Annotated in this window: 15 protein-coding genes; 6 read left to right on the forward strand and 9 right to left on the reverse strand. The window is 74.5% G+C overall.

Going from position 1 to position 20,972, the window contains the following annotated elements; translation table 11 throughout:
* Positions 1-29: 29 nt before the first annotated feature.
* Positions 30-2,252: an MMPL family transporter gene (locus tag ABT015_RS22225; protein ID WP_502897374.1), complete on the reverse strand. Its 2,223-nt coding sequence runs from the start codon at positions 2,250-2,252 to the stop codon at positions 30-32.
* A gap of 403 nt (positions 2,253-2,655) precedes the next feature.
* On the opposite strand from ABT015_RS22225, the gene ABT015_RS22230 reads away from it, so the two are divergent.
* Positions 2,656-3,549 (forward strand): phosphotransferase enzyme family protein, encoded by an 894-nt coding sequence (locus ABT015_RS22230; RefSeq protein ID WP_350881636.1) that lies wholly within the window; start codon positions 2,656-2,658, stop codon positions 3,547-3,549.
* 269 nt (positions 3,550-3,818) lie between these two features.
* Positions 3,819-4,850, forward strand: a complete 1,032-nt coding sequence (locus tag ABT015_RS22235; RefSeq protein ID WP_350881638.1) for a polysaccharide deacetylase family protein — start codon at positions 3,819-3,821, stop codon at positions 4,848-4,850.
* Between the two features lie 34 nt (positions 4,851-4,884).
* On the opposite strand, the gene ABT015_RS22240 is transcribed toward ABT015_RS22235, so the two are convergent.
* The 5 genes from ABT015_RS22240 to ABT015_RS22260 all read right to left on the reverse strand — a co-directional run bounded on the left by ABT015_RS22240 (position 4,885) and on the right by ABT015_RS22260 (position 10,889).
* Positions 4,885-5,586, reverse strand: a complete 702-nt coding sequence (locus tag ABT015_RS22240; RefSeq protein ID WP_350881640.1) for an exonuclease domain-containing protein — start codon at positions 5,584-5,586, stop codon at positions 4,885-4,887.
* A 198-nt stretch (positions 5,587-5,784) separates the two neighbouring features.
* Positions 5,785-7,038, reverse strand: coding sequence for an iron uptake transporter deferrochelatase/peroxidase subunit (gene efeB, locus ABT015_RS22245; protein WP_350881642.1), 1,254 nt, complete (start codon positions 7,036-7,038; stop codon positions 5,785-5,787).
* A gap of 126 nt (positions 7,039-7,164) precedes the next feature.
* The gene (locus ABT015_RS22250) at positions 7,165-7,620 is read right to left on the reverse strand and encodes a GNAT family N-acetyltransferase (protein WP_350881644.1); all 456 of its coding nucleotides are present in this window, start codon (positions 7,618-7,620) and stop codon (positions 7,165-7,167) included.
* Positions 7,621-7,749: 129 nt separating this feature from the next.
* Positions 7,750-9,309 carry a carboxylesterase/lipase family protein gene (locus tag ABT015_RS22255; RefSeq protein ID WP_350881646.1) on the reverse strand — a complete coding sequence of 520 codons (1,560 nt, stop codon included), beginning with the start codon at positions 9,307-9,309 and terminating at the stop codon, positions 7,750-7,752.
* Between the two features lie 305 nt (positions 9,310-9,614).
* Positions 9,615-10,889 (reverse strand): DUF5919 domain-containing protein, encoded by a 1,275-nt coding sequence (locus tag ABT015_RS22260; protein WP_371516519.1) that lies wholly within the window; start codon positions 10,887-10,889, stop codon positions 9,615-9,617.
* Positions 10,890-11,346: 457 nt separating this feature from the next.
* On the opposite strand from ABT015_RS22260, the gene glgX reads away from it, so the two are divergent.
* The 3 genes from glgX to treZ all read left to right on the forward strand — a co-directional run bounded on the left by glgX (position 11,347) and on the right by treZ (position 17,934).
* Complete coding sequence (glgX, locus tag ABT015_RS22265; protein ID WP_350881648.1) at positions 11,347-13,599, forward strand: glycogen debranching protein GlgX; 2,253 nt, start codon at positions 11,347-11,349, stop codon at positions 13,597-13,599.
* Between the two features lie 70 nt (positions 13,600-13,669).
* Positions 13,670-16,171 (forward strand): malto-oligosyltrehalose synthase, encoded by a 2,502-nt coding sequence (treY, locus tag ABT015_RS22270; RefSeq protein ID WP_350881649.1) that lies wholly within the window; start codon positions 13,670-13,672, stop codon positions 16,169-16,171.
* Between the two features lie 2 nt (positions 16,172-16,173).
* Complete coding sequence (gene treZ / locus ABT015_RS22275; RefSeq protein WP_350881652.1) at positions 16,174-17,934, forward strand: malto-oligosyltrehalose trehalohydrolase; 1,761 nt, start codon at positions 16,174-16,176, stop codon at positions 17,932-17,934.
* 13 nt (positions 17,935-17,947) lie between these two features.
* Here the strand turns inward: treZ and ABT015_RS22280 are convergent, their stop codons facing one another.
* Entirely contained in the window at positions 17,948-18,841 is an 894-nt protein-coding gene (locus ABT015_RS22280; RefSeq protein WP_350881654.1) for a transketolase family protein, read from the reverse strand.
* Positions 18,842-18,960: 119 nt separating this feature from the next.
* Positions 18,961-19,674, reverse strand: a complete 714-nt coding sequence (locus ABT015_RS22285; RefSeq protein WP_350881656.1) for a thiamine pyrophosphate-binding protein — start codon at positions 19,672-19,674, stop codon at positions 18,961-18,963.
* A gap of 57 nt (positions 19,675-19,731) precedes the next feature.
* Here ABT015_RS22285 and soxR point away from each other — a divergent pair, with 57 nt between their 5' ends.
* Complete coding sequence (gene soxR / locus ABT015_RS22290; RefSeq protein WP_350881658.1) at positions 19,732-20,271, forward strand: redox-sensitive transcriptional activator SoxR; 540 nt, start codon at positions 19,732-19,734, stop codon at positions 20,269-20,271.
* A gap of 128 nt (positions 20,272-20,399) precedes the next feature.
* Here soxR and ABT015_RS22295 read toward each other — a convergent pair whose 3' ends face one another.
* Positions 20,400-20,906, reverse strand: coding sequence for a GNAT family N-acetyltransferase (locus tag ABT015_RS22295; protein WP_350881660.1), 507 nt, complete (start codon positions 20,904-20,906; stop codon positions 20,400-20,402).
* Between the last annotated feature and the right edge of the window lie 66 nt (positions 20,907-20,972).

Raw genomic sequence — 20,972 nt, forward strand, 5'->3', positions numbered from 1 at the left:
CGGGCATCGACCGTGTCCGAACGAGGCGATCAGCGCCGTCCGGCCGGCTCCGGCACGCCGTACGCGTCCGCCGCCGGCGCCGGGCCGGCACCGTGGCTTCCGCCGTGGCCCCCGCCGTGGCCGTGCTCGGGGTCGGCGCCGTGGCCGGGCCACCAGGCCCGGTTGCCGATCAGCGCGGTGAGCGCCGGGGTGAAGAACATCGCCATCACGAAGGCCGCCAGCACGATGCCGAAGGCCATCGCGAAGCCGAACTCCATCATGAAGGTGTTGCCGGCGAGCATGAACGTCCCGAACGAGGCCGCCAGGATGAAGCCGGCCGCCGCGACGGTCGGGCCGGCGTGGCGCAGCGCCTCGCGGGCCGCCTCGCGCGGGCTGCGGCCCGCGCGGGCCTCCTCGCGCAGACGGGCGATGATCAGGATGTTGTAGTCCGTCCCGATCGCCACCACGAAGAGGTAGATGAGGATCGGCATCATGAACATCAGGCCGGTCTCGTTGCCGATCTTCTGGAAGATCAGCGTGGTGGCGCCCAGGGTGGCGCTGAAGCCGAGGCCGACCGAGGCCATCAGGTACCAGGGGGCGACCACGCTGCGCAGCTGGAGGGCCAGGATGAGCAGGATCAGCAGCCCGGCGATCGGGAAGACCAGCTTGTAGTCGTGGGTCATCGCCAGGTTGATGTCCTTGAACACCGAGGTGAGGCCGCCGACCTTGGCCTCGCTGCCGGCCGGGGCCTGCGCGTGGGCGACGGTGCGCAGCTCGGTCACCGCGTCGATCGCCTCGCTGCTGGCCGGGGCGTCCTTGAGCATGACGGTGAACTGGGCGGTGGTGCCGTCGGCGCTGATGCTCTTGGCGTCGGCGCTCGGCAGGTAGACCTTGGACACCCCGCCGACGCCCTGCAGCTTGTCGGCGTAGGCCGGGAAGGAGGCCGGGTCGAGCTTCTTGCCGTCGGTGCTGCTCAGGTAGACCTGGCTCGGGTCGGCGGCGCCGGCGGAGAAGCCCTTGGCCATCTTGTCCTGGACGACCATCGACTCCTTGTCCTTGGGCATGGAGCTGCCGGCCATGTCGAAGTCGCCGTTGTAGCCGAGCGCGCCCACGGACAGGGCGACCAGCACGCCGCCGGAGGCGACGGCGGCCAGCGCCGGGCGCTTCTGGACGACCCGGCCGAGCGCGGTGAAGCGTGCGGTGCTCGGCTCGTCGGTCCACTTCTTGCCGGGCCAGAAGACGGCGCGGGCGGGGATGACGGCGAGCAGCGCGGGGGCCAGGGTGATCGAGGCCAGGGCGGTGACCACGACCGCGATCGCCAGGGCGGGGCCGAGCGCCTGGAACATGCCGAGGCTGGAGAGGATGAGAGCGGCGAAGGCGATGGTGACGGCGCCGGCGGCGGAGGCGATCGCCTCGCCGACCCGGCCGACCGCGTTGGCCACGGCGGTGTCGCGGTCGTCGCCGGCGCGCAGCCGCTCGCGGTAGCGGAAGGCGAGGAACAGGAAGTAGTCGGTGCCGACGCCGAGCACGACGACGATCAGGATCGCTATCAGGATGGGTGTGCTCTTGAGGCCGAAGATGTCGGTCGCGTAGTTGATCAGGCCCATGGAGGCGGGCAGCGCGATCATCAGCGAGACCAGGACCGGCAGCAGGCCGGCCAGGATGCCGCGGAAGATGATGCCGACGATCACGATGACCAGGAGCACCGTGGCCATGGTGATGATGCCCTCGGCCGATCCGGAGGCTTCCTTCTGGTCGAGCGCCTGGGCGGCGGGGCCGCCGAGCTGGAACTTCAGGTCGGTGCCGGAGGCCAGTGCCTTGCCGTCGTCGCGGAGGGCCTTGGCGATGTCCGCGGTGCCGTTCTGGTCCTGCTGCTTCGACTTGTCGACGGCGATCATGGCCATCGCGTACTTGTGGTCCGGGGATATGCCCAGCTGGTCGGACGGCGGGATGATCTTCTCGACGCCGTCGATCTTCTTGGCCGTCAGGTCCTGGACGAGCTTGCCCATCGCGGCCTTGTCCGCGTCGGTGAACGCGGCGCCGTCGTTGCGCTCGAAGAGTGCGAGCGCGCCCGGGGTGAAGGCGGCCGGGAAGGCCCGCTCCTGCACCTGTGCGGCCTGGATGGACTCGTAGTGCTTGGGGAGGAACGCGGCTTCGTCGGTCTGCGAACTGACCTTCGGCGCGGTCATGAGGACGGCGATCATTCCGATCACCCACGCGATGATCACCCACCACGCGCGGCGTACGACGAATTGTCCTAGTCGGTGGAACATGCTCGATGCCTCCTGGGCATGGTTCACCGCAGCCCTTGGGGGACGGGACGCCGGGCGACGGCTGGACCGGCGGGAGACGCGCGGCGGCGCTCCCTAGCCGGTCGGCAGGTAAGTGGGTCTGGGCGTCATCCTACGAGCACTTTGCTTGCCGACCGGCAAGGAGCCCCCGTGGTCCAACCCCCGTCGGGCCGCCACCAAGCGGCCCCGGCCCAGTTTCTCCCGGGCGCACCCCTCTTGACCTCGTGCTCCGGGTGGAGACAGCTCCCCCTCAGGGTGGATCTCTCCCCCTACCCCCTGGGAGGAGATGTCAGGGTAGGAGGGTAGGGAAAACCCCACCCCGGTCCGTCATGATGATCACCGTCCGGAGGCCTCCGGATGAACGCCGCCCCAACGGAGCACCGCCATGATCCCCTTCGACGAAGGCCGCGCCCGGCTGCTGCTCGCCCACGCCTGCCAGTCCGCCGGACTGCCCGGCCCCGGCGACGCCCGGCTGCTCGCGCTCGGCGAGAACGCCGTCTTCGACCTCGGCGACCCGGCCGTCGTCGCCAAGGTCGGCCGCGGCCCCGAACTGTACGAACGGGCCCGGCACGAACTCGCCGTCGCCCACTGGCTCGCCGCCCAGGACGTCCCGGTGGTCCGCCCGTACGACGCGGTGGACGCCGAGCCCCAGCTCGCCCACGGGCACCCCGTCACCTTCTGGCACCGGCTCGCCCCCGCCGTCCGCCCCGCCCGCCCCGCCGACCTCGCCCCGCTGCTGCGCGCCCTGCACCGGCTGCCGCTGCCGCCCTTCCCGCTCGCCCGCCGCGACCTGCTGGCCCCCGTCGAACGCTGGCTGGCCTCCGCCGAGGGCCACGTCGACCCGGCCGACGTCGCCTTCCTGCGACACCGCCGGGACGGCTTCGCCGCCGCCCTGCCCGACCTCGCCCCGCACCTGCACCCCGGTGTGATCCACGGCGACGCGCTGCCCCGCAACGTCCACGTCGGCCCGGACGGGCCCGTCCTGCTCGACCTGGAGAACGTCTCGCACGACCTGCGCGAACACGACCTGGTCGTCCTCGCGCTCAGCCACGACCGGTACGGCGTGCCCGGCGAGGAGTACCGGGCCTTCGTCGAGGCGTACGGCTGGGACGTGCGCGCCTGGCCCGGCTTCGCGGTGCTGCGCGGGGCGCGGGAGACCGCCAGCGCCTCCTGGGTCGCCCAGCAGGTGCCCGGCAACCCGGCCGCGCTGGCGGAGTTCCGGCGCCGGGTCGCCTCGCTGCGGGAGGGCGCCACCGAGGTCCGCTGGTACCCGTTCTGAGGCGTCGGGTTCCTGAGGTGCCGGGTTCCTGAGGTGCCGGGTTCCTGAGGTGCCGGGTTCCTGAGGTGCCGGAACGCCCCCGTCACGGCCCCCGGGATACCCGGCGGGCCGCGGGGGCGCCAACCCGGGCGCGTGTGAGAAGACTCCTACGGCGCTCCGGTCCGCTCCGCAACCGGGCCACGTACGCTCGGCGTCCTATCGGACAGTCATCCTGACCGAGGGATCGGCACCCGTCCTCTGCACCCCTCTGCACCACAGGAGCCGCCGCCATGCCCCACTCCGCCACCCGCCGGCCCTCCCCTCCGACCCGTACGGCCCTCACGGCCCGCCGCCGGCTGGTCGCAGGCTGCGTCGTGGCGGCCGCCACCCTGGGCCTGGCCGCGTGCGGCACCGCCAGCGGAGCGCTCCAGCCGACGGCCGGCGTCAGCACCCAGCCCCCGATCACCCTCGCGCCGACCGACTCCCGGCCGACCGACGGTCCCGTCGCCACCGTCGCGCCCGCCCCCGGCTCCGGCTCCAGCTCTGACAGCGCAGCCGCCTCCGCCGCCCCGCCGGCCGTCCCGAAGCCGCACACGCCCACGGCGCCCGCCGAGACGACCGCCGCGCCCCACGGCGGCACGCCGGCCACCCCGGTCACCACCACCCCCGTCGCGACCACGCCCGCCACGGGCACCCCCGCGCCGCCGCCCGCGCCGGTCAAGCCGGGCACCGTCATCGGCTCCACCGCCTCCGGCGGCCACACCGTGGCGCTCACCTTCGACGACGGCCCCGGCCCCGCCACCGGCCAGATCCTCGACCTGCTCGCCCAGTACCACGCCAAGGCCACCTTCTGCGAGATCGGCCAGAACGCCGCCGCCAACCCGGCCCTGGTCAAGCGCGTCCTCGCGGCCGGCCACCGGCTCTGCGACCACAGCGTCCACCACCCGCAGCCGTTCGCGAAGCTCCCCCACGACAAGGCCGCCTACGAGATCTCCGCCGCCAAGGACATGATCGTCAAGGCCGGCGGCCCCGGCACCCGGGTCAGCTGGTTCCGCGCCCCCGGCGGCGGCTTCAACGCCGACAACGAGCAGATCACCGCGAGCCTCGGCATGTCCTCGCTCGGCTGGTCCGTCGACCCGCGCGACTGGTCCCGCCCGGGCGTGCCCGCCATCGTCTCCACCGTGCAGAAGCAGCTCAAGCCCGGCGGCGTGATCCTGATGCACGACGGCGGCGGCGACCGCACCCAGACCGTGGCCGCGCTCAAGCAGCTGCTGCCCTGGCTGGTCGCCCAGGGCTACACCTTCGACTGGCCGGCCGGCTAGGACCTAGCCCGCCCACCGGCCTCACCGGGGGCGGTCACCTCATCGGCCACCGCGGGTCGACCACGGCCTGCGGGTCCTTGCCCCGGCGCAGCCACGCCTGCAAGCCCTCCGCCCACTCCCGGTACCAGCCGATCTGGCGCCCGTGCAGCTCGGCCGGCGCGACGTCGCCGACCTCGGCCCGGTAGCGCTCGGCGAGCGCGACGGCGACCCGCACGGCCGCCAGCGCGTCGCTGCCCGCCTCGTGCGCGTCCGTCAGCTCGACGCCGTACACCTCGCAGACCCGCTGCAGGGTGCGCGAGCCCTTGCGGTACTTGTCCACCGCCCGGTCGACGACCAGCGCGTCCAGCACCGGCCCGACCGGGGCGCCGAGGCGCTCGGCGAGCGGCACCAGCCCGTACCGGCGCAGCTCGGCGTCGAGCAGCGACAGGTCGAACGGCGCGTTGAACGCGACCACCGGGCGCCCTGCGGCGAGCCGCTCGCAGAGCGCGCCGGCTATCTCCTCCACCGCCTCCTTGGCCGGCCGGCCCTTGCCGCGGGCCAGGTCGTCGCCGATGCCGTGGATCGCCTCCGCCTCGGCCGGGATCGGGACCCCGGGGTCGAGCAGCCAGTGCGCGGCCCCCACCCGGCGGGCCCCGACGGTGTCCACGAGCGCGGCCGTGACGATGCGGTCCACGGCCGGATCGGTGCCCGTGGTCTCCAGGTCGAAGCCGACCAGTGGCTGCTGCCACCAGCTCATAAGGGGGTGTCCTTCCGTCCTGCCTCTCGAAACAGCCCCCATCATCACCCGCCCCACCGACATCTCGGCCGCCGGGGCGGTCGGGGTGCGGGCCGGTACGGCGGCGGACGGCAGCGGGCGGCCCCCTCGGTTTCGGCAGGTCGCCCCAACGGCGGGCGCCCGCGCCCCGGTTGGGCGACGGGCGCGCGAACCGGGGCGTCAGGTGGTGGTGAGGAGGGTGCGGCCGAGCCAGTCGGTGGTGTCGTGGGCGCCGGGGAGGACGTAGAAGTAGCCGCCGCCGGTGGGGCGGAGGTGGCGGGCGAGGGGTTCGGTGTTGAGGCGGGTCTGGACGGCTTCGAACTGGCGGGCCACGTCCTGCTGGTAGCAGCAGAAGGCGAGGCCGAGGTCGGGTTCGCCGTCGGAATCGAGGCCGCGGTCGTAGTTGAAGGCGCGGCGCAGGATGCGACTGTCGCGGGTGCCGTCGGTGCGGGGGTTGGCGAGGCGGATGTGGGAGTCGAGGGGGATGACGGCGCCGTCGGGGTCGTTGCGGTAGTCGGGGGTGTCGGTCTCGCCGGCCGCCCCGAGCGGGGCGCCGTCGTTCTTGCGTCGGCCGATCAAGCGTTCCTGCTGCTTGAGCGGCACCTCGTCCCAGCCGGCGACGAGGGTGCGGATGGCGCGGATGACCTGGTAGCTGCCGCCGGCGGCCCAGCGCGGTTCGTCGCCGCCCTCGCCGACCCAGACGAGGGCGTCCAGCTCGCGGGCGTTCGTGGTGTCGGGGTTCTCGATGCCGTCCTTGAAGCCGAGCAGGTTGCGGGCGGCGCCGGTGGGGCGGGAGCGGTTCTGGAAGCCGTCGAGCTGCCAGCGCGGGCGGATCAGGCCGTTGGTGCTGCGCAGCAGGTCGCGGATGGTGTGCTGGACGGTGTCGCGGTTCTCGGCGCAGATCTGGAGCGAGAGGTCGCCGTGGCATTCGGCGGGGCGCAGCGCGTCGACGGGGAAGGGGCGCATGGCGGTGAGTCGGCGGGGGCGGTGGCGGGTGAGGCCGTAGCGGGTGTCGAAGAGGGAGGCGCCGACGGCGACGGTGACGGTGAGGTCGTCGGCGGGCAGGTCGGGGCCGAGGGTGCCGCTGTCGGAGGGGGCGGCGGCGGGGCCGAGGTCGGGCGGGGTGCCGCCGGCGGTGAGGAAGCGGATGCGGTCGGTGAGGGTGCGCAGGAGGGTTTCGAGGGCCTTGCGGTCGCGGGCCTTGACGTCGAGGGCGAGGAAGGTGCCGTAGCCGGGGGGCGGGTTGGTGATGCCGGCCTGGTGGCGGCCGTGGAAGTCGATGCGCCGGGTGGCGGTGCGGGGCGCGGCCTGGGCGGGGCGGGCGCCGGTGAGGGTGAGGGCTCCGGCGGTGGTGGCGCCGAGGGCGGTGCGCAGCAGGCCGCGGCGGGTGGCGCGGGGGTGTTCGGAGCCGGTGGAGTGCGGGCTGTCGATCATGGACGGGACGCTAACAAGCGGTCGGGCCCGGTACTCGGGTGAGCGCCGCGCCCGAGGGCCGGTCACCATCCGTCCGGCCTACTGGCGTCACCCGGGCGAGTGCCGCCGGGCGCGGCCGGCCCCGGTTCAGGCGGCGGGCTCGCGGACCAGGTAGACGTCGATCGGGTCCTCGTGGTCGAGGACGAAGCCGTGGCGTTCGTAGAGGCTGCGGGCGGGGCTGCCCTGGAGGACGTCGAGGCGCACGGGCTCGCCGGCGGCGTCGGCCTGGGCGAGGAGGTGGCGCAGGACGGCGGTGCCGAGGCCGCGGCCCTGGTGGGCGGGGGCGAGGTAGAAGTGCTCGATCCAGCGGCCGCCCTGCTCGGCGGGGCGGACGGTGACGGAGCCGGCGAAGGCGCCGTCGACGAGGATGACGGAGCTGTGGAGGCTGGAGAAGCCCGCCCGCAGGCGCCGGCGGACCCGGTCGTCGTCGTAGCGGCCGAGGCGTTCGAGGTCGGCGCGCAGGACGACGGCCTTGAGTTCGGCGACGGGTTCGACGTCGGCGGCGGTGGCGGGGCGCAGGGTCCAGGCGGGGAGGCTGTTCACGGCCCGCAGTGTGGCAGCGGCCGCACCGGCCCGGCCAGCGGGTTTCGGGGGCCGGACGCCGGGGCGGGGCGTGCCGAGGGGGCCGGGCGGTGGCCCGGCCCCCTGTTCCGGCGGGCCGGCGGGAGGGCCTCAGCGGGTGCCGAGGTCCAGGGCCGGGAAGGAGTAGTCGTCCCAGAGCGCGCGTTCGTCGTCGTGCGGGGCGTACTGGACGCTGGGGTTGAGGTCCCAGATCCGGGTGGCCCGGGTGTCGGCGGTGTAGGGCGGCCAGCCCGGGTCCCCCGTGCGGGCGAAGGAGGCCCAGGCGTCGGCCATCCGCTCGGACAGCCGGGTGAGTCGGGGCCGCTGGGCGGCGACGGTCTGCGCGCCGCGCGGGAACGCGCCGAGGTCCAGGCCGCCGAAGACGAAGGGCAGTTCCAGGGTGTGCATGGCGCCCAGGTTCTGGGCGGCGGGCAGGCCGGGGACGTAGGGCACGTGCCAGTCGAACTGGTAGACGTGGGTGGGCCGCCAGCGGGACTGGGCCTCGGCCAGGCGCAGGGTGGGGATCCGTTCGGTCTGGTCGGTGAGCATCGCGTTCACCACCCGGCCCTCGGTGGCCCCGGGGCGGTCGGCGGCGTACCGGTCGTACATCTGCTGTTTGCGGTCGGCGAGCACCGGGGGCAGGGTGCGGTAGGCGCTCAGCGGGAGGTCCGGCAGCGTGGGGTCGAACAGCGCCCAGTAGTCGGTCTCGTTCTCGGTGGTGCCGGTCATCACGTCGACGTCGCGGGCGCTGCCGGCGGCGATCCGTTCGACGACCGGGCCGGGCACCAGTGCCCCGTCGATGGAGGGGCCGAAGAAGACCGCGGAGGACAGGCCGGAGAGCCCGTGCTGGACCTGTTCCTGGAGTTCGAGGACCTGTGGGGTGGTCAGCCGGTCGAGGTCCGCGACGGTGTGGATGCCGCCGGTGGCGAAGACCTTTCCGGCGGTGGCCCGCGCGGCGGCCGCGGTGTGCACCAGGTAGCCGGGCCCGCTCTCGACGATGGCGCGCTGGAAGAACTGCTCGGGGTGGTCGCCGGCCAGCAGGGCGCTGATCGAGATGGCGCCGGCCGACTGGCCGAAGACGGTGACGTTGCCCGGGTCGCCGCCGAAGGCGCCGATGTGCCGGCGCACCCAGGTCAGCGCGGCGATCTCGTCGCGCAGCCCGTTGTTGCCCGAGCCGGCGTAGGACGGGTCGAGCGCGCCGAGTTCCGTCCAGCCCAGGATGCCGAGCCGGTAGTCCAGGTTCACCACGACGGCGTCGCCGCGCTCGGCCAGCAGGCCGCCGTCGAAGACGGGCTGGCCGGCGGCGCCGAGTTCGTCCGCGCCGCCGTGCAGGAAGACCATGACGGGTTTGCGGGCGCCTCCGCCGTGCGCCGACCACACGTTGAGGTACAGGCAGTCCTCGGTGCCGCCGCCGCCCGCGCTCAGGTCCTGCGGGCAGCCGGGGCGGGCCTGGGTGGCGCGCAGCGTTCCGGGCCAGGGCGCGGCGGGCTGCGGCGGGCGGAAGCGGCGCTCACCGGTGGGCGGCGCCGCGTACGGGACGCCCAGGTAGGCGCACCGGCCGTCCTGGGCCACCCCTTGCAGGCGGCCGGCGGAGGTCGCCGTTCGGCAGCCGCCCGCGTCCCGGGCCTCGGCGGGGACGGCGGGCAGCAGGCCCAGCAGGGCTGCCGTCACGCCGGCCAGCGCGAGCGGCCAGCGCCGGCGGGCGGTTGCGCCGTTCTTCCCCGGCCGTCTTCCGCGCGGCCCCGCCCCGGGCGCTTCGCGCGGCCTTCCGGGCGCCGCCCCCCGTACTCCGTGCTTTGTTCCGCGCACCATGGCGCACTCCCCTCGACGTCGTCGCGCCGCTCGTGCGGCCGCGACCCCACCTTCAGCTTGCTCGGCGCGGCCCGGGGGTGTCGCCGCCGCACGGATGGAGTTCCGGGTCTCCACCCGGGGGTGGAGAAGGGTAACTGACGGCACATCAGGAGTGGTGGGCGGGTTCAGGACACCGGCCGGGAGTCGCCCCAGGCGCCCTCGAACTCCTCGCGGTAGACCTCCAGCAGGCCCTGTTCGCTGCCGCCCGGCTGCTGGCCGGCGCCGCCGCGCAGCACCAGGGCCGGGGACTCCATGCCCCGGGCGCGGCGCAGGTAGGGCTGGATGACGCCGAGGTCGCGGCTCTGGCGGCGGCCGCCGACCTGGCCGGTCGGGCGGGGGCCCTCGACGAGGTAGGCGGTGAAGCGCGGGGTCTCGTCGAAGACCCGGATCTCGAAGCCGCCCTGGTCGCGCAGCCGGGCCCGCACCCGGCGCACGTGCATGATGTTCATCTCGATGGAGCGCGACAACTCGCCGCGTCCGAGGCCGAGTTCGCGTTCGCGGCGGCGGACGGCGCTGCTCGCCGGGTTGAGGAAGAGCAGGCGGACCCGGCAGCCGTCGCCGGCCAGCCGCACCAGTCGCTTGCCGGTGTAGTTCTGGCAGAGCATGCCGAGGCCGATGCCGAGCGCGTCCAGGCGCCGGGCGCCGTCCAGCAGGTCCTCGACGGGCAGGTCGCGCTGGAGGCGGACGCGGTCGGCGTGCACGGCGACGACGTCCGCGTACCGGCCGGCCACCAGCGACTCGACGACGTCGGCGGGCACGCCGCCGGCGCCGCCGTCGAGGACGGCGAGCAGGCGGGCGGCGGCGCGTTCGGTCTGGGCGAGGACGGTCTGGGTGAGCACCCGGTTGCGGGAGACCACGTGCCGGGCCACTTCCAGTTCGTCCAGGGCGAGTTCGATCTCGCGCCGGTCGGAAAGGTAGGGCTCGAAGCAGGGCCAGTGCTGGACCATCAGTTCGCGCAGCTGGGGCAGGGTGAGGAAGACCAGCGGGTCGTCGTCGGCCGGGTCGAGCAGGTAGCCCTTGCGGCGGCTGACCTCGCGGACGGCGCCAGCCCGGTGCGCCCACTCCTCGCCGGCGGGGCCGGCGGCGGCGGTGACCCAGTCCTCGCCGTGGGCGGGGGCGTAGATGGGGTGCAGCACCTCGTCGACGAGGGAGCGCAGCCGCTGTTCGACGAGGTTGAGCCAGACGTAGGCGCGGCCGGACAGGCGGACCCGCTGGTAGGCGTCCTCCCATTCGGCGGCGGACCAGGCGAGGGCGGGGACCTCGACCGGGCCGCCCTGGGCGGGCACCAGGGGGCGGCCGGACAGGGTGGGGCGCATGACGACCGTGGGCGCCTCGCTGCGGGCGCCGCCCCGGTCGGGGCCGTCGGGCCCCGGGCCGCGGCCGCCGGCGGGGAACACCATGCGCCACCTCACCTGGTCTGCTGCTCTACGCTCCGCCCCTGCGCGGCTGATGGAGCGCCACCGGCCCGGGGACGGCCGGACGATCAAGAGTACTGCCCGCCGCGAGCGGTGTGCAGCCGGATGGCCCACGGGGCCCGGCACCACCACCAGGCCCACCCTTCACGGACCCACGCCCATCGCAGGCCTCGCCCGTCGCCGGCCCAGCCCCTCGCGGGCCCCGCTCGCCACCGGCCCGCGCTTATCACAGGAATGCCGACTGGACACCCGTTCGGGCGAACCGGCAGCACATGTCCCGGCCGCCGGGGGAAGGCTCGGGGAGTATGCGCACTGTGCCGTGCGTCACGGCGCGCGAGCGCCGCACATGCCCGGCCGCCCGGCCGGGAAGAGAGCGTCCGAGTCCGGGCACGTTATCGGACTACACGTCAGTTTCCGTTGAGTGCAAGGAAGTTGAGGACTCATGCAGGTCTGGCCCGGTAAGCCCTACCCCCTCGGCGCCACCTACGACGGGGCCGGCACCAACTTCGCGGTGTTCTCCGAGAGTGCCGACCGGATCGAGCTGTGCCTGATCGACGAGGACGGCTCGGAGACGGCCGTCGAACTGCGCGAGACGGACGCCTTCGTCCGGCACGCCTACCTCCCCGGCATCCAGCCCGGCCAGCGCTACGGCTTCCGCGTCCACGGCCCGTACAACCCCGGCCTCGGCCAGCGCCACAACAGCGCCAAACTGCTGCTGGACCCGTACGCCAAGGCGATGAGCGGACACACCGACTGGGACGAGGCCGTCTACGGCTACCACTTCGGCGCGCCCGAGCGCCGCAACGACCTCGACTCCGCCCCGCACACCATGCACTCGGTCGTGATCAACCCGTACTTCGACTGGGGCACCGACCACCCGCCGCGCACCGACTACCACCGCACCGTCATCTACGAGGCGCACGTCAAGGGCCTCACCCGGCTGCACCCCGGCATCCCCGAGGAGATCCGCGGCACCTACGCGGGCCTGGCCCACCCGGCGGTGATCGAGCACCTGGCCAAGCTCGGCGTCACCGCGATCGAGCTGATGCCGGTGCACCAGTTCGTCCGCGACCACCGGCTGCGCGACCTGGGCCTGACCAACTACTGGGGCTACAACACCATCGGCTTCTTCGCCCCGCACTCCTCCTACGCCTCCAGCGGCGACCGGGGCCAGCAGGTGCAGGAGTTCAAGTCGATGGTCAAGGCGCTGCACGCGGCCGGGATCGAGGTGATCCTGGACGTCGTCTACAACCACACCGCCGAGGGCAACCACCTCGGGCCGACGCTGTCCCTGCGCGGGCTGGACAACGTCTCCTACTACCGCCTCGCCCAGGACCAGCGGTTCTACGAGGACACCACCGGCACCGGCAACAGCCTGCTGATGCGCAGCCCGCACGTGCTCCAGCTGATCATGGACTCGCTGCGCTACTGGGTCACCGAGATGCACGTCGACGGCTTCCGCTTCGACCTCGCCGCCACCCTCGCCCGGCAGTTCCACGAGGTCGACCGGCTCTCCTCCTTCTTCGACCTCGTCCAGCAGGACCCGGTGGTCTCCCAGGCCAAGCTGATCGCCGAACCCTGGGACCTCGGCGAGGGCGGCTACCAGGTCGGCAACTTCCCGCCGCTGTGGACCGAGTGGAACGGCATGTACCGGGACACCGTGCGCGACCTGTGGCGCGGCGAGACCGCCGCCCTCGCCGAGTTCGGCTCCCGCCTCACCGGCTCCTCCGACCTCTACCAGGACGACGGCCGCCGCCCCATCGCCTCCATCAACTTCGTGACCTGCCACGACGGTTTCACCCTGCGCGACCTCGTCTCCTACAACGACAAGCACAACGAGGCCAACGGCGAGGACAACCGCGACGGCGAGTCCTTCAACCGCTCCTGGAACTGCGGCGTCGAGGGCCCCGGCGCCGACCCGGCCGTCGAGGAGCTCAGAGCCCGCCAGCAGCGCAACTTCATCGCCACCCTGATGCTCTCCCAGGGCGTGCCGATGCTCTCCCACGGCGACGAACTCGGCCGCACCCAGCAGGGCAACAACAACGCCTACTGCCAGGACAACGAACTCACCTGGGTGCACTGGCCGGACGGCGACGGGCCCGAGACGCGGCTGCTGGAGTTCACCCAGGGGATGATCTGGCTGCGCCGCGACCACCCGGTGTTCCGGCGGCGGCGCTTCTTCCACGGGCGGCCGGTCCCCGGGCGCCCCGGGCCGGGGACGCTCGCCGCCGGCGGCCGCCCCACCGGCGGTCGCCTCGCCGGCGGTCGCCCCTCGGGCGCCGACCCGTCGGGCGCCGACCCGTCGGGCGCCAAGCCCTCCGGCGGCCACGACTCCGGCGGCCACGACGACCTCACCGACATCGCCTGGTTCACCCCCGGCGGGGAGGAGATGACCAAGCGCAACTGGGGCGCCAGCTACGCCAAGTCGCTGACCGTCTTCCTCAACGGCTACGCCATCTCCGAGCCGGACCGGCGCGGCGGGCGGATCGTCGACGACTCCTTCCTGCTGATGTTCAACGCGCACTTCGAGCCGCTGGAGTTCACCCTGCCCGCCGACCACGGGCAGGAGTGGCAGGTCGTGGTCGACACGGCGCAGCCCCGGCTGCCCGCCCCGGGCACGGGCGCGCGGGTCAAGGCCGGGGACGTGCTGTGGCTCACCGACCGCTCGCTGATGGTGCTCCAGCGCCCGGCCTGACACCCCGCGCTCACCTGTTCGGACCAGCAGCGGGTCTTGGCGGCGGGCTCCCCCGGGTACTCATGGACCTATGACCTCCGCCGCCGAGCCCGCACCGCCCCGCCCGGCCGCCACCTCCCCCTCCTCCGCCACCGCCCCGGCCCCCACGGCCAGCTACCGCCTCCAGCTGCAACCCGGCTTCACCCTCCACGACGCCGCCGCCGCCGTCCCCTACCTCGCCGCCCTCGGCGTCTCCCACCTGCACCTGTCCCCGCTGCTGGAGGCCGCCCCCGGCTCCACCCACGGCTACGACACCGTCGACCACGGCCGGGTCAGCGAGCAGCTCGGCGGCGAGGGCGCCCTGCGCGCGCTGGCCGCCGCCGCCCACCGGCACGGCCTGCGGCTGCTCGTCGACGTGGTGCCCAACCACATGGCGGTGCCCGTCCCCGAGCGGCTCAACCAGCCGCTGTGGCAGGTGCTGCGCGACGGGCCCGACTCGCCGTACGCGCGCTGGTTCGACATCGACTGGGCGGCCCAGCCCGGCCCCGTCGACGCCCCCGCGCGCGGCCGGGTGCTGCTGCCGCTGCTCGGCGACCGGCTCGGCGCCGTGCTGGACCAGCTGGTGGTGGACGGCGAGGTGCTGCGCTACCACGACCACGAGCTGCCCCTGCGGCCCGGCACCTCGGGGCTGCCGCTGGACGAGCTGCTCGCCCGCCAGTGGTACCGGCTCGCCTGGTGGCGGCTGGCCCGCACCGAACTGAACTACCGGCGCTTCTTCACCGTCAACGAGCTGATCGCCGTCCGGGTCGAGGAGCCCGAGGTGTTCGCCGCCACCCACGCCACCCTGCTGCGGCTGCACGCCGACGGCGTCGTCGACGGCTTCCGGATCGACCACCCCGACGGGCTCGCCGACCCGCGCGGCTACCTGCGCCGCCTCGCCGGCGCCACCGGCGGGGCGTACACCGTCGTCGAGAAGATCCTCACCGGCGACGAGCGGCTGCCCGCGGACTGGCCGGTCGCCGGGACCACCGGCTACGACGCGCTGCGCCGCATCGACGGCGTGCTCACCGACCACGCGGGCGCCTGCCGACTGGCCGGGGCGTACGCGGCGTTCCTGACCGGCTCGCCCCCGGACGGCGAACCCTGCGCCGACCCCCACCCGGCGGTCGCCGCCGCCCGGCGCGGGCGGGCCGACATGACCGCGCCGCAGGGCGAGCTGGCCGCCGAGGTGGACCGGCTGGTGCGGATCGCCGTGCGGATCGGCGCCGCCGAGCCCGCGTACGCCGACCACGCGCCCTGGCAACTGCGCGCGGCGCTGCGACGGCTGCTCACCGGCTACCCGGCGTACCGGCCGTACGCCCGGCCCGGGGAGCCGGTGCCGCCGGCCTCCGCCGAGCAGGTGCGCGCGGCGCTGGGCGGCTCGGCCGACCCGACGGACCGGCTGGTCGCCGCCCTGGCCCTCGGGGAGCTGGGGAGCGGGCCACACAAGGACGAGTTCTGCGAGCGCTTCGCGCAGACCGCCGCCGCCGTGGCCGCCAAGGGCGTCGAGGACACCGCCTTCTACCGGTGGAACGCGCTGCCCGGCCTCAACGAGGTCGGCGGCGAGCCCGGCCGGCCGGGGCTGCCCCCGGCCCGCTTCCACGACTGGTGCCGCTACCTGGAGCGCGCCTGGCCGCACAGCATGACGGTGCTGTCCACCCACGACACCAAGCGCAGCGCCGACGCCCGCGCCCGGCTCGCCGTCCTCGCCGAGCGGCCCGAGGCCTGGGCCGCCGAGGCCGCCGCCTGGTCCACCGCCGCCGGGCCCGGCCCCCGCGGCGATCACGACGGCGAAAGCGACCACGACCACGGTGCCCGCGACGGCGACTGGCTGCTCTGGCACACCCTCGTCGCCGCCTGGCCGATCGACCCCGACCGGCTCGTCGCCGCCCTCCTCAAGGCCGCCCGCGAGGCCAAGCTGCACACCTCCTGGACCACCCCCGACGCCCGCTTCGAGCAGGCGCTCACCGCGCGCGCCCGCGCCGTCCACACCAACCCCGGACTGCTGCCCCGGATCGAGGGCCTGGTGCACGCCCTCGCCCCGTACGCCCGCGCCAACACCCTCGCCGCCGCGCTGCTGCACCTCACCGTCCCGGGCGTGCCCGACCTCTACCAGGGCAGCGAGGAACCGCTGTACACCCTCGTCGACCCGGACAACCGGGGCGTGGTGGACCTCGGCGCGCTCGCCGTCCGGCTCACCGACGCGGCCGCCCCGCGCCCCGGCGACCTCGCCCGCGAGAAACTGCACCTCACCAGCGCGGCACTGCACCTGCGGCGCGACCGCCCGCTCGGGCCCTACCGGCCGCTGACCGCCGCCGGCCCCGCCGCCGACCACCTGCTGGCCTTCGCCCGCGGCGCCGACGTCGTCACCGCCGTCACCCGCCTCCCGTACGGGCTGGAGCGCGCCGGCGGCTGGCGCGGCACCGTCCTGGAGCTGCCCGAGGGCGGGCCCTGGACGGATCTGCTGACGCTGCGGACCCACCCGGCGGGCCCGGTGCCCGTCACGCGGCTGCTGGCGGACCGGCCGGTGGCCCTGCTGACGAGGAGGAGCTGAGCGTGCGGACCTACGAGGTGTGGGCCCCCCTGGCCACCGACCGGGTCGAGGTCGAGGTCGACGGCTGCGCCCACCCGCTGGCCCGGTGCCCGGACCGCCCGGGCTGGTGGACCGGCGGCGCTCCGGCCGGCGACTACGCCTTCCGCCTCGACGGCGGGCCGCCGCTGCCCGACCCGCGCTCCCCCTGGCAGCCGCACGGCCCCGACGGCCCCAGCCGACCGGTCGACCACGCCGCGTTCCGCTGGTCGCGGACCGGCTGGCGCGGCCGCGCGCTGCCCGGCGCCGTGCTGTACGAGCTGCACATCGGCACCTTCACCCCCCGCGGCACCTTCGACTCCGCCGCCGAACACCTCGACCACCTCGTCGAGTTGGGCGTCGACTTCGTCGAACTGATGCCGGTCTGCCCGTTCCCCGGCCGGCACGGCTGGGGCTACGACGGGGTCTCGCCGTGGGCCGTGCACGAGCCGTACGGCGGGCCCGAGGGGCTGAAGCTCTTCGTCGACGCCGCCCACCGCAAGGGCCTCGGCGTGGTGCTGGACGTCGTCCACAACCACCTCGGCCCCTCCGGCAACCACCTTCCCGCGTACGGCCCGTACTTCACCGACCGGCACCACACGCCGTGGGGGGCGGCGGTCAACCTGGACGCCCCCGGCTCCGACGAGGTGCGCCGCTACCTGATCGGCAGCGCACTCGGCTGGCTGCGCGACTACCGGATCGACGGCCTGCGGCTCGACGCCGTACACACCCTCGCGGACGACCGGGCCGTCCACTTCCTGGAGGAACTGTCCCACGAGGTAGATAAGTTGGCGGTCGCGACCAACCGCCCGCTGTTCCTGATCGCCGAATCCGACCTCAACACCCCGCACACCACCGCCCCGCGCGCGGCCGGCGGCCAGGGCCTCACCGCGCAGTGGAGCGACGACTTCCACCACGCCCTGCACTGCGCGCTCACCGGCGAATCCCAGGGCTACTACGGCGACTTCGCGCGCCGCCCGCTCGCCGCCCTCAGCAAGACGCTCACCCGCGGCTTCTTCCACGACGGCACCTGGTCCGGCTTCCGCGGCCGAGGCCACGGCCGGCCCTTCCCCCCGGACGGCGGACACCGGCTGCTCGGCTACCTCCAGACCCACGACCAGATCGGCAACCGGGCCCTCGGGGACCGCATCTCCACCTGCCTCACCGCCGGCCGGCTCGCCTGCGGCGCCGCGCTGGTGCTCACCTCGCCGTTCACCCCGATGCTGTTCATGGGCGAGGAGTGGGGCGCGGCCACCCCCTGGCAGTACTTCACCGACCACACCGACCCGCAGCTCGCCGAGGCCGTCCGGCAGGGCCGACGCCGGGAGTTCACCGACCACGGCTGGGCCGCCGAGTCCGTCCCCGACCCGCAGGAACCCGCCACCGTCCTGCGCTCCGTCCTCGACTGGACCGAGCCCCGGCGCGCCCCGCACGCCGAACTCCTCACCTGGCACCGGACGTTGATCCGGCTGCGCCGCGACCGTCCGGAGCTGTCCGACCCCGACCTCGGCGCGGTGCGGGTGGCGTACGACGAGGCGGCGCGCTGGCTGGTGGTGCACCGGGGGCCGTACCGGATCGCCGTCAACCTCGGCCCCGCCGAGGCCGCCCTGCCGCTGGACGGGACCGGGCGCGAACTGGTCGCGGCCTTCGGGGCGGCGGCGCTGGACGGGACGGCGGTACGGCTGGGGGCGGACGCGGTGGCGGTGGTCGCGGTGGCGGGCGTCGCGGTGCCGGGCGTCGCGGTCTGACCTGCCACGCGCGTCACCAGAGGAAGGTGCCGATCCGCTCCCGCAGCGAGGCCGCGTCCAAACCGTAGGCGGCCAGGTGCTCCGCGATCGAGCCGTAGTGCCGGTGCTCCTCGCGCGGCACACCCAGGCCCAGCACCCGGTGCGGGCGGTCGGCCAGCGCGGCGTGCGCCTCGTTCGCCGAGGTGCCCGCCAGGTACGGCTCCACCAGCACCACGTCCGCCCGCTCCCCCACCGCCGCCCGCAGCCCGGCCGCATCGAAGGGGCGCACCGTCGTCGCGTACAGCACGGTGGCGTCCAGGCCCTCGGTGGCCGCGAGCACCGCGTCCAGCATCGGCCCGACCGCGACGACCACGCCGCGCGAGCCCTGCCGCACGGTGGCGAACCGGCCCGCCTCGACCGGCAGGGCCTGCGCGTTCCGGTGCTCCGAGAGGCGGACGTAGACGTTGCGGTCGCCGTCCGCGACGGCGTGGCGCAGCAGCTGCTCGGCCTCGTCCGGGTGGCCCGGCACGTGGACCGTCCAGTCCGGCAAGGTGTCCAGCAGGGCGACGTCGCCCGGGGACATGTGGGTGCGGCCGCCGGCCGGCCAGTCGTAGGAGCCGGCCGCGCTCACCAGGACGGCGCCGACACCCTGGTGGACGAGGTCCAACTTGACCTGCTCGAAGGGCCGTTCGACCAGAAAGCTGGCGAAGGTGTGGGCGATCGGGCGCATCCCGGTCAGCGCCAGGCCGCCGGCCGCGCCGATCAGCAGCTGCTCGCGGATGCCGACGTTGACCACCCGGTCCGGGTGGCGCTGCTGGGCCGGGGCGAAGCCGGCCGCACTGATGTCGGCGAGCACCACGGCCAGTCGGGGGTCCTCGTCCAGCAGGCGGCTGGTGACGTCGATGAAGCGGTCGCGCATGGTGTCCATCGGTGAAGTGCCTTTCGGTGCGTGCTGGTTGGCGCTTGCGTTGGGGTTCTCGGGCTCAGGAGTCCTCGGGCTCAGGAGTCCTCGGGCTCAGGAGTCCTCGGGCTCAGGAGTCCTCGGGCTCAGGAGTCCTTGGGCTCGACCCGGGCGACCACCACGTGCGGGCGGCCCGGGTGCTCGGCGGTGTAGGCGCGGTACAGCGCCTCGTGGTCGCGGCCGTCCACCGTCACGGCGGACCAGCCCTCGGCCGCGAACCGGGCCGCGATCCCGCCGTGCCAGCCGTGCGTGGCCGAGGAGTTGTCGATCACCACCACGTGCAGCCGCTCCAGCCCGTACGCACCGGCGAAGGCCACCGCCTCGTGGTTGGAGCCCTCGTCGAACTCGGCGTCGCCGACCAGCACCCACACCGCCGGGTCGGTCAGGCCCTGCGCCCGCAGCCCGAGCGCCGTGCCGACGCCCAGCGGCAGGCCGTGCCCGAGCGAGCCGGAGGCGATCTCCACCCCGGGGACGAGCATCCGGTCCGGGTGGTGGCCGAGCGGAGAGTCGTAGCCGCCGAAGCTCGGCAGCACCCCGGGGTCGATGAAGCCCTTGGCCGCGAGCACCGCGTAGTACGCCATCGGGCCGTGGCCCTTGGAGAGCAGGAAGCGGTCCCGGTCCTGCGCCTCGGCCCGCTCCGGGCTCACCCGCAGGACCCTGTCGTACAGCACCCAGAGCGCGTCCAGGGTGGAGGTGGCGGCCGGGCCGTGCTTCTCGTCGCCGGTCATCAGGCCCATCAGCGCCGACAGGTCCTCGAAACGGGCGGTTTCCGCGAGGTCCGCGGTTGCGTTCGTCGTCATGACCACGATGGTGCAACTTAAAGTCGACTTGAGGTCAAGCGGCTAGAGTGGGTGCCCATGACCGCGACCCCGGACCACGGCCGAGCACCCGGCCCGCACCGCGACGACCTGCTCACCATCGGCCAACTCGGCCGCCGCAGCGGCCTCGCCGCCTCCGCCCTGCGCTACTACGAGAGCCTCGGCCTCATCCACGCCACCCGCACCGCCGGCGGCCAGCGCCGCTACCCCCGCGGCACGCTGCGCCGGATCGCCTTCGTCCGCGCCGCCCAGCGCGTCGGCCTCTCCCTCGACGAGGCCCGCGTCGCCCTCGACCGGCTCCCCGACCGCCCCGCCCCCAGCGGCACCGAGTGGGACCGGGTCGCCGAATCCTGGCAGAGCCGCATCGACGAGCAGATCGCCGAGCTCCAGCGCCTCAAGGCCAAGCTGACCGGCTGCATCGGCTGCGGCTGCCTCTCCCTCTCCCGCTGCTCCCTCTACAACGCCGCCGACCGCGCCGCCGACACCGGCCCCGGCGCCCGCTACCTCCTCACCCGCGACCCGGCCGGCGGCCCGGAACCCCTCTCCCCCGCCGCCACCGACGCCTGCGGGCCCCACTGAACCGCTCCGGCGCGGGGCGCGGGCCGCTTCCTGCTCCCGGCCCGCCCCGGCGGGAGTCGAAGCCCTCCGCGCGGACGCTGGACGCCCTCGCGGAGGAGCGGTTCAGGGTCGCCTAGGTTCGGGGTCCCCTAGGACCTGGGGTCCGTACGCAGCAGGCTGTAGAGGACACCGTCGCGCCATTCGCCGTCCCGGAAGGTGACGCTGCGCCGCACACCCTCGCGGGTGAAGCCGCACTTCTCCAGGGCGCGCTGCTCGGCGTAGTTGGTCACCTCCGTGTCGGCCTCCAGCCGTATCACCGGCGAGTGCGCGAACAGGTAGTCCACCAGAAGGCGTTGGGCCTCCGTGCCGATGCCGCGGCCGCGCCACTCCGGGCGGAGCATGATGCCGAGGTTCCAGTGGTGGCAGGCGCTCATGGACTCCACCCGCCGCCAGCCGACGAAGCCCGCGAACTCGCCCCCGCAACGAACGGCCAGCGCCGACTGCTCGGGCGCCAGCAAGCCGTTCTCCGCCCACTGGCGCCGGTGCCGGCCGGGGTCGCGCCACCCGAACCACTGGAACGGGCCCACCGCCTCGGGGTCGAGGAGCAGCGCTTCGAAGTGACCGAGGTCGGCTTCGTCGATCGGTCTGAGGGACACCGGTGCATCGTTCATGCAGACCCCAACGGTCCGTGACCTGGCCCGGGTTCCCCACGGCGCGCGCCT

Origin of the sequence: Kitasatospora sp. NPDC094016 (assembly GCF_040304045.1) — a bacterium.
GTDB lineage: Bacteria > Actinomycetota > Actinomycetes > Streptomycetales > Streptomycetaceae > Kitasatospora.